The following is a 12,103-nucleotide window of genomic DNA, read 5'->3' as shown; positions in this document are numbered from 1 at the left end:
GGAAGGACCCCATGATGGTGCAGCGTCAGCTTCCCCGCCCCGCCGAGATCTTCGAGTTGATGAAGTTCAAAGCCCCCGAGCTCGACGGGCGCAAACGGCGCCTCCAGTCCGCGCTGACGATCGCCGACCTGCGCACGATCGCCAAGCGCCGCACCCCGAAGGCCGCGTTCGACTACACCGACGGCGCGGCCGAGGGCGAGCTGTCGCTGGCCCGGGCCCGGCAGGCGTTCGAAGACATCGAGTTCCACCCCGGCATCCTGACCCCCGCGCCCGATCTCGACACCTCCGTCGAGATCCTCGGCGGCCCCTCGGCACTCCCCTTCGGCATCGCCCCGACCGGATTCACCCGGCTCATGCAGACCGAGGGCGAGATCGCGGGGGCCTCGGCGGCGGGAACCGCGGGCATCCCGTTCACGCTCTCGACGCTGGGGACGACCTCGATCGAAGACGTGAAGGCCGCGAACCCGCACGGGCGCAACTGGTTCCAGCTCTACGTCATGCGCGATCGCGAAATCTCGTACGGCCTGGCCCGCCGGGCCGCCGCCGCCGGGTTCGACACCCTCATGTTCACGGTCGACACCCCCGTCGCCGGTGCACGCCTGCGCGACAAGCGCAACGGCTTCTCGATCCCGCCGCAGCTCACGCTCGGCACGATCGTCAACGCCATTCCGCGGCCGTGGTGGTGGTACGACTTCCTCACCACACCCAAGCTGGAGTTCGCCTCGCTCTCGACCACCGGCGGCACGGTGGGTGAGCTGCTGGATGCCGCGATGGACCCGACGATCGGCTACGACGATCTCGCCGTCATCCGCGACCTGTGGCCCGGGAAGATCGTCATCAAGGGGGTGCAGAACGTCGAGGATTCCGTGCGGCTGGTCGACCTCGGCGTCGACGGGATCATCCTGTCCAACCACGGCGGCAGGCAGCTCGACCGGGCACCGATCCCCTTCCACCTGCTACCCAGCGTGGTGCGTGAGGTCGGTAAGGATGCCACGATCATGATCGACACGGGCATCATGAACGGCGCGGACATCGTGGCATCCGTCGCGCTCGGCGCGAAGTTCACCCTCATCGGTCGCGCTTACCTGTACGGGCTGATGGCCGGCGGTCAACAGGGCGTGGACCGGGCGATCGAGATCCTGCGGGTCGAGATCGAACGGACGATGCGCCTGCTCGGCGTCTCGAGCATGGCCGAGCTCGAGCCGAAGCACGTGACGCAACTCGCACGCCTCGTCCCCGTCGGATCAGGAGCGGTCCCCGTTCCCATCGACGGCTGACCGTCCGGCGCCGGTCCTCGGCGGCGGGCGACATGCCGCGATTGCACTAAGCCATGAATCGTGCAAAACTGCACCTCATGGTCGATAGTGCAGATTCGTCGCGGACACGTCGCCGTGACGAGACGACGCGGCGACTCGTCCGCGTCGCACGGCACTTCACCGCCGAACGCGGACTGGCGGGATTCACCCTCGAAGAGCTGTGCAGCGAAGCGGCCGTCTCCCGCCGCACCTTCTTCAACTACTTCGCGTCGAAGGACGACGCGGTCCTCGGCATCCCGATCGAGCGCTCGGATGCCGAGGCGATCGCTCGATTCCTCGCCTCCGGCCACGGCGGTGGCGAGCTCTCGCCCACCCTGCTCGCGGACCTCGCCGAACTCGCCGAACATCGGTGGCGCGCGCTCGACCTGGCTCCCGACACCTTCGAGGACATGTCGGCGGCCGTCGAACGCGAACCACGACTGCTCGCCCGCATGCTCGATCTCATGAAACGGGGGGAGGAGTTCGACGCTCGCCTGATCGAACAACGCGAGGGCCTCCCCGATGGCGATCTGCGGGCACAGGTCGCCGCTGCCCTTGTCGGTGTACTCTCCCGCGACGCCGCCGCGGACTTCCTCGCCGATCCCGTCGAGAGCACGTTCCGCGACCACTTCGAGCGACGGGTGGCGGCCGTAAACACCCTCGTCTCTTCCCAGGCTCTCCCCGAAAGAACACACCTATGACCTCCCCCATCGAGACCGTCTCCGCGGGAGACCGGCCCTTCCTGCTGACCAAACGGCGGATCTGGATCATCTTCGGCGCCCTCATCGCCGGAATGCTCCTCGCCTCACTCGACCAGACCATCGTGTCCACTGCCATGCCCACGATCGTGGGCGAGCTCGGCGGTGTCTCACACCAGGTATGGATCACGACGGCGTACCTGTTGGCGACGACGATCGTCATGCCCATCTACGGCAAGTTCGGCGATGTGCTGGGGCGGCGCCGGCTGTTCATCGTCGCCATCGCCATCTTCACACTCGCATCGATCGGCTGCGCTTTCGCCGGCGACTTCTGGACCTTCGTCGTCTTTCGGGCCGCCCACGGACTCGGTGGCGGCGGGCTGATGATCCTCTCGCAGGCGATCATCGCCGATATCGTGCCCGCATCCGAGCGCGGCAAGTATCTCGGCCCGCTCGGCGCGATCTTCGGTCTCGCGGCAGTCGGCGGCCCCCTGTTGGGCGGGTTCTTCGTCGATCACCTCAGCTGGCAATGGGCGTTCTACATCAATATCCCGATCGGCATCGCCGCACTGATCATCGCCATCGTCGCGCTGCGCCTGCCCGACAAGAAGGCCACGAAACGGATCGACGTGGCGGGTGTCCTGTTCCTGTCGGCTGCCACGACGTGCCTCATCTTCTTCACCGACTTCGGCGGCTCGGCAGAGTTCGGCTGGGACTCCTGGTCGACCTGGGCGTGGGGTGCAGGTTTCCTCCTGGCTGCCGCACTGTTCGTGTTCACCGAGTCGCGCGCCGAGGACCCGATCATGCCTCTCGGGATGTTCCGCAAACCGATCTTCATCAACGCGACCGCGATCGGACTGACGCTGGGTCTGGGGATGTTCGCGGCGATCGGATTCGTACCGACATTTCTGCAGATGTCTTCCGGCACCTCGGCTGCCGCATCCGGCCTGCTGATGTTGCCCATGATGATCGGGCTCATGGGAACCTCCATCGCCTCCGGATTGCTCATCACGCGCACCGGTCGCTACAAGATCTTCCCGATCCTCGGCACCCTCATCACGGGCGCCGCGATGCTCGCGATGACGACCCTCGCGGCCACGACACCGATCTGGCTCATCGGCGTCTACCTGTTCGTCTTCGGCGCCGGGCTCGGACTGATCATGCAGGTCATCGTACTCGTCGTGCAGAACGCGGTGCCCGCATCCGACATCGGGACGGCCACCAGCACGAACAACTACTTCCGAGAGGTCGGCGCTGCGCTGGGCATCGCCATCTTCGGCACCGTGTTCACCACTCGACTCACCGAGAACCTCACCACTGTGTTCACCGACGCCGGAGCGACTGCCGACCAGGCCGGCCAGGCCACCGCGACGATCGACCCGACTGTGCTCAACACTCTCCCCGATGCCCTCCGCGAGGGAGTCGTGACGGCCTACGCCGACGCGCTCGCCCCGGTCTTCTGGTACCTGATCCCCTTCATCGCGCTCGCGTTCATCCTTTCCCTCTTCCTCAAAGAGATCCCCCTGTCGGATGTCGCGGGTCTGGTCGCGCGTGGCGAAGCCGTGGGAGGTGACGAGGCAGAGCGCCTCGAGGCGGAGCAGCGCCGCGGCGCGACCCATCGCGCACATGCCACCGACAGCGATTGACGCTGACCCGCGCTGACCGTGCCGGCGGGCGAGGATCGTGCCTCTTTTCGCTATTCCCCGTGCGGCCCGCCGAATCGGCCCCCTCACGCCTTCCCGGAGCGGTATCGTCCTGCGAGGATCAGCGACGCGCCCCGCGAGACGCCGAAACAACCAGCGCTGCCGCGTGAGAAGCCTCCCGGGCGGCGGCGGCGAGCGTCGCACCGGTCGCCAGCCGCGCGGCGAGCACTCCCGCGAACGCGTCGCCGGCACCGGTCGTGTCGACGGCGGCGACACGCTCCGCAGCAACTGCGGTCATCTCGGCGACGGTCCCTGCGTGGCAGCCGCGCGAGCCGTCCGTGACGACGACCGAGGCGACCGTTCGGGAGAGCGCGACCGCAGCGTCCGCCGCGGTCATCCGGTCATCCGCGTCCAAGATCGCTCGAGCCTCCCCTGCGTTGACGATGAGGGGGTCCGCACGCGTCACGAGCGCACGGAGGGGATGATCGGGCGCAGCTCGGGTGAGCCGGTCGATCGGGCTGGGGTTGAGCATCCATCGCGCCCCGCGGCTCTCGGCCCACCTCGCCGTGGCGACCGCCACCTCGAGGGGGGTTTCGAGCTGCGTGACGACGACGCGAGGCGTGAGCGCGTCCAGCGCAGCGAAGACCTGGTCGCCGTCGACATCGTCGTTCGCGCCCGCGATCACGGTGATGGAGTTCTCGGCGTCTGCCGACACGTGCACCACCGCGATCCCCGTCGCAGCGGTGCCGACACGCAGGTGCGACGTGTCCACTCCGACATCGCGCAGCGCCGAACGCAACTCCTCCCCGGCGGCGTCGTCCCCGATCGTCCCTACGAAAGCCGTGCGAGCGATGCCCGCTGCGGCCACCGCCTGATTCAGTCCCTTGCCGCCCGCATGCCGCTCGAACCCGTCTCCGAGGACGGTTTCGCCGGGGCGAGGTAGGCGATGGGCGTACACGACGTAGTCGGTGTTCGCCGAGCCGACGACGACGACCTCGGATCTCCGGGAGGTCTCGATTGTGTGCTCCTGACTATCGGGGCTCGCGGCGTCCATCGTCCCGGGCCTCATGCGACCCTGAACGCACGGATGCCGTCCACCAGCATCGTCGCGAACCGCTCGGCATCCACGTCTTCGGCGACCCTGATCGCTGGCACATCCGGAAGCACGAGTGAACCACCGCCCAGGATGACTCCGTCCGGGTCCCATCGCACGGGGCGTCCGCGCGCGATCGGGTCGGCGAGCACCACGTCCGCGACGACCGACGACCAGCGTACGAGCGTCGGGTCGATCAGCGCCGCCACCACCAGAGGATCGTGGAGGAAGCAACCGCCCAGCGCGAAGCGTTCGTCGGAGAACCGCAGCCACGGTTCGGTCGTCGCCTTCAGATAAGCCTGGAACGGATCCCGATCGTCAAGGGTAGACAGCCGCTCGTGTGTCAACAGGGTCCGCGCCGTGACGTCGAACGGGATGAGACTCACATTCGCGCCGGACGTGAGCACGGTATGCGCTGCGTCTGGGTCGTAGCCGAAGTTCAGCTCCTGCGGCATCCGGTCGTGCTGAAACGCTCCTCCCATCACCGCGATGTGGGCGACGCCGCGAGCGAACCCCGGATCGCGACGGATCGCCGCGGCGATGTTCGTGAGCGGACCAATCGCCGCGATGGTGATCTCTCCAGGCGCCGAGAATACGAGGTCGCACAGGTACTCCGCCGCGGTATCGTCACCGGCGGGATGTGCGTCCGGCAACTGCTCGTCACCCCCGTACCGCTCACGCCACGTAGGCGCATCCCGTCGAGCATCCAGCCGATCGCGCCAGATCGCTGCGTCGACCGCGGTCCCCCCGGGACCGCACGCACCGGGGATGACGGGAGTTCCCGTGCCCGCACGCGCCACGAGCGCCTCCGCGGCGGCGAACCCCACATCGCGCGCCGTATTGCCCGCGACGATCGTGATCGCCTCTAGCGTGATGGCAGGATGCGCGAGCGCGAGCGCGATGGCGAGTCCGTCATCGACGTCCGAGAAGGGAACGCCGTTCCCGGGGTCCGCATCGATCACCAGTCTCATCGAGGCGCTCACTCCTTCGTCCCGCTGGACGCGAGGGATGCCGTGAACTGTCGCTGGAACACCAGCAGGATCAGGAGCGGGAGAAGAGCGGTCAGAATCGCTCCGGCGAACATGGCCCCGAAGTCTATCTCCGCTTCGCCGGCGAGGTCGGCGATCGCGATCGGCGACACCTTCATGTCGGGACTGGGCGCGATCACGAGCGGCCAGAGGAACGACTGCCACTGGAACACGAAGAGGATGAGTCCCGCGCCCACGAGCGACGGCCGCGACAGCGGCAGGTAGATCGTCCAGAACACGCGGAGCCATGACGCACCGTCGATGCGTGCGGCCTCCGCCAGAGAGGGTGGGATACCCAGGAAGAACTGCCGGAGCAGGAAGATCGCGAGACCGTTCCCCAGTCCAGGGAGGATCAGCCCGACGTACGTATTTGCGAGGCCCCAATCGCGGAACATCGACGAGAGCGGGATGGCGACGGCCTCGAAGGGGATGAGGAAGCTCAGCACGAGCACGACGAACAGGGTGTTCTTGAACGGGAAGTCAAAGACGGCCAGACCGAACGCAGCGAGCGAGGCGACCGCCAGACCAAGGACCACTGTGAGGCTGGTGACGATCACACTGTTCAGCAGCGCACGCAGAAAGTCACCCGAGAGCAGGGTCGTGTAATTGTCGAGGGTGATCTCCTGCGGCCAGAACGTGTTTATCGACAGCGGGCTCAGGAACTGGAAGATCTCGCTGCCGGGACGGAACGAGGAGATGATCGTGTAGAACAGCGGCAGGAGTGAGACCAGCACGATGGGCAGCACCGCGATGAGCAGCCACCGTCCGTAGCGGCGCTCGCGTGCCGTGGATGCGTCGAGGGACATGGTCAGTCCTTTCCGGGCAGGAGGCGGAACTGGATCCCGACGACCACGACGACGATCAGCACGAGGACGATCGTCCCGGCCGATGCTGCCGGCATGTCTCCCAGCTGATAGGCGCGCTCGAAGATCGTGTTCATGATGAGGTTCGTGGATCCTTCCGGGCCGCCGCGCGTGAGCTGGCGAACCGGGGCGAAGACGAGGAAGTTGGCGACGGTGTCGGCGACGAGCACGAACAGCAGTGGACGACGCAGCCCCGGCAGGGTGATGTTCGTGAACCGCTGCCAGGGGCCGGCGCCGTCTAGTTGCGCCGCTTCATAGAGAGACTCCGGGATGTCCTTGATGCCCGCGACCAGGAAGGTCATCCAGTAGCCCACCCCGACCCAGCTGCAGATGATCATGATCGACCACAGCGCCATGTCAGGGCTCGTCAGCCACGGAATCGCAGGAAGGCCCAGAGCCACCAGGACACTGTTGAACGGACCGTCAGGTCGGAACAGCACTCCCCAGATGATGGCAGAGACGATCTGCGGTATCGCCACCGGCAACAGGATGAGTGTGCGCCAGAGACCGACGAGTGGAACCCGCTGCGTCAAGAGCACTGCAAGGAACAGTGCGAGCGCGATCTGCAGCGGATTGATGATCAACGAGAACAGCAGAGTGACCCGCAGCGAGCCGAGGAACGTCGGATCGGTGAATAGTCTCTCGAACGTGCCGAACGTGAAGTCGCCGTGCCTGTCGGTGAACGAGGTGAGGAGTGCCTCTGCCGCCGGCCAGAGTCGGAGCACCACGACGCCGACGATTGCCGGTGCCAGGAACGCGAGGGCGGTCGCGGCGGATCTGCGCGCGCGTAGGCGCGCACGGTGACGTGTGTGAGTGTCGAGTGCGGCGGACATTCCAGGCTCCTTGAAGTGAGCGGGGCCAGCTCGTCAAGAGCTGGCCCCGCGGGTTCAGCGGTACTGCGCGAGCTGGGACTCGAGCTGCTGCTGCGCAGAGTCGAGAATGCCGCTCACGTCACCGCCGTTGCGGATATCGGAGAACGCCTTGTTCATGATCGTCTCGAACTCGACATATCCGATGCTCGATGGGCGGTGCAGCGCGTGATCCTGCGAGTCCACGACGAACAGGGCATCCATGACCGGCGCCTGCTCCGGGGCTACACCTTCGAGGGTCGCGACGAAGTCCGGATAGACGTCCTCGTTGACCGGGGGAAGGGTGTAGATCTGGCTGATCTGGTTTCCACCGTCCACCGACATGGCGAGGAATCGACCGAACTCGCGGGCTGCGTCCTGGTGCTCGCTGTACGCGCTCACGCCGACCGCCCAGCTGTCGGTCGGGGTGTAGACCTCTCCGCCTGCGAAGTACGGCAGCGGTGCGACACCCCACCCATCCGCGATTGGTGAGTCCTGGAACTGCCGGACCCGGGTGGAGGATGCCACGAAGTAGGCGACCTGACCGCCGGTGAACATCTCTGGCATCTGCGTTGCATCCACACCGACGGGTGCGAGGCCGGTGGTGTGGAGGTCTTGATACCACTGACCCCACTGCTTCCACTCGTCGGAATTCACGTCGGGAGTGAGGTTGCCTTCACCGGTCAGGCCACTGGATGCGCCGAACGATTCGATGAGCGGCTGCAGCTGGTAATACCGGTCGACCTGTTCGAATCCGAGCCCGTACGCTGCACCGGCGTCCTGAGCCGTCTGCGCATCTACGAGCACCTCCTCCCACGTCATCCGCGCATCGTTCTCACCCGACGGGGCTGCGATGCCGGCAGACTCCAGAAGCGCCTTGTTGTAGAGGAGGAAGCCGTCCGAGGACCACAACGGGTACGAGTACTGTGCCCCCTCCCAGGTGGCTGACTGGATGCCGGGTCCCGAGAGAGTGACGGCTGCGTCGGCGAAGTCCTCGCTGACGTCGAGGAGGTAGCCGTTGTCGACCATGGACGGCAGCCGGGGGGGATCGACCGCGATGACGTCGATCGAGCTGTCGCCAGAGCCCAGGCGGGCCTGCGTCTGAGAGATCAGCTGATCGAACGGGACGGATTCCGATTCGACGGTGATGCCCGGATTCGCCTCCTCGAAGGCGGCGATGGCGTCGTCGAAGCCCTCACCGAAGATGTGGACGAAGGTGATCGTGACGTTCTCGTCATCTCCGGAGCCGCCATCTACCCCGGAGGAGCAGGACGTCACCAGCGCCGCGACGGCTGCGACGACGACAACGGCGCTCCAGCGCGCAGTTCTTCTCATGTCAGTTTCCTTTGCAGTGGTGTTTCGGATGGTGATACTCGGTCAGCTGACCCCGCCGGGGCCATCGCTCACGGGCCTGACCGAGCGGCCCTCTATGACCCGGTGAGCAACCGTGATGCGGTGAGGTTGACCGCGCGGGCCGTGCGTGAGCATCTCGAGGGTCTGTCGAGCGATCTCGTCAACGGGCTGTTCGACGGAGGTGAGCGGAGGAACCGTGTAGCGGCCATCATCGGTCCCGTCCATCGAAACGACCGAGATGTGCTCAGGTACCCGTATGCCTTCCTCGGCGAAGGCCGCGAGAAGACCGATGGCCTGCTGATCGCTCGCGACGAAGAGCGCATCCGGGCGATTGGTCGATGCCGCGATACGGCGGCCGACGCCGTAGCCTCCGGCCTTGGTGAAATCCGCCGCGAAGTCCCACTCGGGGCGGGTCTGCCCACCTCCGGCGTCGAGTGCTTCGACGAATCCCGCACGGCGCTGATCAGCGATCCCGAGATCATGAGGCCCGCCGACGTGGCCGATGCGCTCATATCCAGCGGCGATCAGTACCTCAGTTCCGGTCCGCGCGGCTGCGACGTTGTCAATGCAGACCGACGAGAATCCCGGCGCTTCGGTGACGCGGTCGAGCATCACGACCGGAACACCGTAGCGGCCGGCGGCTTCGAGATGGGGCGCGTCGTCCACGCCCGCCACGATCAGAGCGTGCACTCGCTGCTCGAGAAAGGCGGTGAGGAGTCGTTCCTCACGGCCCTTGTCACCCGCGGAGTCGCCGAGCAGCAGCGCGATGCCGTGTCCCAACGCCTCGTCCTGCAGCGCGTGGGCAAGCGCGGCGAAGAAGGGGTTCGAGATGTCGGGCAGCAGAAGCCCGCACGAAAACGGTCGAGACCCTGCGAGGGCCTGTGCGCTGCGATTGGGCACATAGCCCAGTTCCTCGATCGCACGGAGCACGCGCTGTCGCGTCGCGGGCGCGACGGCTCTCGGCCCATCGTTTACGACGTAGCTCACGACTGCGACGGATGTCCCCGCCCGCGCCGCCACGTCCGCCCGAGTGACGTAGCTCATCGCTGCACCTCTGCGCACGGGCTGGGGGGCGGGGACATCCTCATCGACAAATCCTCTGTGGGGGTGAGGCTACGCGCGTAGCTGCAATATCTACGCGCGTAGCTGATTCGAAGAGGCTAATTCTGTTAGGCAGATTTTGTCAACCGCTAAACATGGAGCATCCCTCCATTGACGTGCAGCGTCTGGCCTGTGACAAAGGAACTCGACTCGCTAAGGAGGAAAAGCACGGAGCCCACCATGTCCTCGGCGTGCGCCTCGCGCGGCAGCGCCTGGCGAGCGAGCATCGCCTCCTTCTGCGCGGGAGAAACCGTCTCGCGCTCGACTTCGGTATAGGTCGGACCGGGCGAGATCGTGTTCACTCGGATGCCGTCCGAACCGAGCTCGTGCGACATCGCATAGCTCAGCGCAGCGACGCCGCCCTTACTCGCGACATAGTGCAGATACCCCGGCCGACCGAGCCAGGCCGCATCGGAGGCAACGTTGACGATCGAGGCCGACGGTGAGGCGCGAAGAGCGTCCCGCATAGCGCCAGTCAACAGCCAGGGTCCGCGCAGGTTGATAGCCATGAGACGATCCCATTCCTCGATCGATATCTCCCAGAACGGCTTCATTCGGATGGTCGAGAAGACCGCGGCGTTGTTGACGAGGCCGTCCGCTCGACCGAACCGATCGAGCACGAACGACCCCAACGCCCGGCAGCTCTCCTGCGAACCGACGTCGAGGGGGTGGAAGACCGCCTGCCCGCCTGCTTCATGTATCTCTCGCTCGACAGACCGCCCCGTCTGCTCGTTGACATCGGCGATCACCGCAACTCCGCCGTCATCGGCGATGGCGCGCGCATATGCGCGGCCGAGACCCTGCCCACCGCCCGTCACAACCACGACGCGGCCGGCGAGCGCACGCGGGGATGACGAAGGTGCGGAGCCGCTCATCCGGCACTCCTCTCTGTCGCATCCAGGATTCTGGCGATGAGAAATATGAACTTGCGCACGATGTCCCTCCAATGAACTCGTCGCGGATCGACGGCCGAGCGGCCGCACGGAGGCACACTCAACCACGCGATTCGCGTCGATGTCCAGCGGTCACATTTGTCACACAGAGGATGGGTTGCATCCGGTTCAAGTGAAGGCTCGCATATATTCCCTGTTCGACATGTAAGCTCCCCGGGGCTACATGTCGACCCCCACCGTGACCCGAATGCGCGCAGAACCACGCTCCGCGGGAACAGCGGTCATCACCTCATGCGCGCCCAGATCGGCGAGCCTCCCTGTGTTGAGCATGATCGGGTGCGCACGCTCCACGAGCTCACACGGCAATCCCAGGGCCGGTGAGGCAGCGCTGGCCGAGCTGCTCATCGAACGCATCCCGTCGATCGAGCAGGTGCAGTTCTCGTGTTCATCGACCGAATCGTGCATGAGCGCCGTGCGGCTCGCGCGCGCGTTCACCGGGCGTACGAAGATCGCCAAGTTCGAGGGGGGATATCACGGCTTCAGCGACCAACTGATGGTGTCGTCGCACTCGGAGCCCGAGCATGCGGTCGGCAGCGACTCCGCAGCTTCAGCGGTCGCCGACTCCGCAGGAATCCCCGCGTCCGACGTCGACAATGTGGTCCTGCTGCCGCAGAACGATCTGTCCGCAACGCGCCGACTCCTCACCGAGTCCGCCGACGACATCGCGTGCCTGATCTCCGAGTTCCAGTCCGGCTCCGGTCGGCTTGTCGCGCTCGACCGGGACTTCGTTGCAGCCCTGCGGCAGATCACGAGCGATCTCGGCATCCTTCTGATCGCCGACGAGACCATCAGTCTGCGCGCGGGGCATCGCCGGTGTACAGGGCCGGTACGCCGTCACTCCCGACCTCACCGTCATGGGGAAGATGATCGGCGGCGGCCTGCCCCTGGGTGCCGTGGGCGGACGCGCCGACGTCATGGCTCTGCTGTCTGATGGCACCGTCAGCATCTCTGGGACGCATCACGCGCATCCGCTCTCGATCGCCGCGGGGTACGCGTGCATGACCCAGATGGACGAGGCAGCGTTCGAGCGTCTCAATTCGGGTGCTCGACGCATCCTGACGGAGGTGAACGATCGCGCCGCGCGGCAGGAGCTCCCCCTGCTGGCCTACGGCAACGGCAGCTCGCACATCGGCTACGCGATACTCACCGAGCCGGGGCTCGAGATCACCAACCACCGCGACATCTGGCGCAACGTCGATCATGAGCGCACGCTCGCGTGCTCCCTAGA

Annotated in this window: 11 protein-coding genes and 1 pseudogene; 5 read left to right on the top strand and 7 right to left on the bottom strand. The window is 66.2% G+C overall.

The window, feature by feature from the left end; translation table 11 throughout:
• The first annotated feature begins 14 nt into the window (after positions 1 to 14).
• From AC3ENO_RS13795 to AC3ENO_RS13785, 3 genes are all read left to right on the top strand, one after another.
• A complete protein-coding gene (locus tag AC3ENO_RS13795; RefSeq protein ID WP_434971211.1) occupies positions 15 to 1,277 on the top strand; it encodes an alpha-hydroxy acid oxidase in 1,263 nt (420 codons plus the stop codon).
• Between the two features lie 77 nt (positions 1,278 to 1,354).
• Positions 1,355 to 1,996, top strand: a complete 642-nt coding sequence (locus tag AC3ENO_RS13790) for a TetR/AcrR family transcriptional regulator (RefSeq protein ID WP_434971176.1) — start codon at positions 1,355 to 1,357, stop codon at positions 1,994 to 1,996.
• Positions 1,993 to 3,639, top strand: coding sequence for an MDR family MFS transporter (locus tag AC3ENO_RS13785; protein WP_434971175.1), 1,647 nt, complete (start codon positions 1,993 to 1,995; stop codon positions 3,637 to 3,639). Before AC3ENO_RS13790 ends, AC3ENO_RS13785 begins: the two co-directional genes overlap by 4 nt.
• 118 nt (positions 3,640 to 3,757) lie before the next feature.
• Here AC3ENO_RS13785 and AC3ENO_RS13780 read toward each other — a convergent pair whose 3' ends face one another.
• From AC3ENO_RS13780 to AC3ENO_RS13750, 7 genes are all read right to left on the bottom strand, one after another.
• A complete protein-coding gene (locus tag AC3ENO_RS13780; protein WP_488185786.1) occupies positions 3,758 to 4,705 on the bottom strand; it encodes a ribokinase in 948 nt (315 codons plus the stop codon).
• Complete coding sequence (locus AC3ENO_RS13775) at positions 4,702 to 5,700, bottom strand: nucleoside hydrolase (RefSeq protein WP_434971173.1); 999 nt, start codon at positions 5,698 to 5,700, stop codon at positions 4,702 to 4,704. The genes AC3ENO_RS13780 and AC3ENO_RS13775 overlap by 4 nt, the downstream gene beginning before the upstream one ends.
• A gap of 8 nt (positions 5,701 to 5,708) precedes the next feature.
• Positions 5,709 to 6,563 carry a carbohydrate ABC transporter permease gene (locus AC3ENO_RS13770; protein WP_434971172.1) on the bottom strand — a complete coding sequence of 285 codons (855 nt, stop codon included), beginning with the start codon at positions 6,561 to 6,563 and terminating at the stop codon, positions 5,709 to 5,711.
• 2 nt (positions 6,564 to 6,565) lie between these two features.
• Positions 6,566 to 7,453 carry a carbohydrate ABC transporter permease gene (locus AC3ENO_RS13765; RefSeq protein ID WP_434971171.1) on the bottom strand — a complete coding sequence of 296 codons (888 nt, stop codon included), beginning with the start codon at positions 7,451 to 7,453 and terminating at the stop codon, positions 6,566 to 6,568.
• Positions 7,454 to 7,507: 54 nt separating this feature from the next.
• Positions 7,508 to 8,803, bottom strand: a complete 1,296-nt coding sequence (locus AC3ENO_RS13760) for an ABC transporter substrate-binding protein (RefSeq protein ID WP_434971170.1) — start codon at positions 8,801 to 8,803, stop codon at positions 7,508 to 7,510.
• 42 nt (positions 8,804 to 8,845) lie between these two features.
• Positions 8,846 to 9,865, bottom strand: a complete 1,020-nt coding sequence (locus tag AC3ENO_RS13755) for a LacI family DNA-binding transcriptional regulator (RefSeq protein ID WP_434971169.1) — start codon at positions 9,863 to 9,865, stop codon at positions 8,846 to 8,848.
• Between the two features lie 146 nt (positions 9,866 to 10,011).
• Entirely contained in the window at positions 10,012 to 10,797 is a 786-nt protein-coding gene (locus tag AC3ENO_RS13750) for an SDR family NAD(P)-dependent oxidoreductase (RefSeq protein ID WP_434971168.1), read from the bottom strand.
• Positions 10,798 to 11,038: 241 nt separating this feature from the next.
• On the opposite strand from AC3ENO_RS13750, the gene AC3ENO_RS13745 reads away from it, so the two are divergent.
• The gene (locus AC3ENO_RS13745) at positions 11,039 to 11,806 is read left to right on the top strand and encodes an aminotransferase class III-fold pyridoxal phosphate-dependent enzyme (protein ID WP_434971167.1); all 768 of its coding nucleotides are present in this window, start codon (positions 11,039 to 11,041) and stop codon (positions 11,804 to 11,806) included.
• Positions 11,730 to 12,103: pseudogene (locus AC3ENO_RS13740) on the top strand (hypothetical protein); the annotation flags it as partial. The gene AC3ENO_RS13745 and the pseudogene AC3ENO_RS13740, both read left to right, overlap by 77 nt.

It is taken from the genome of Microbacterium sp. bgisy207 (genome assembly GCF_057706855.1).
The sequence above is the reverse complement of the archived record's forward strand: the minus strand, read 5'-3'. Positions and strand labels throughout refer to the sequence as shown.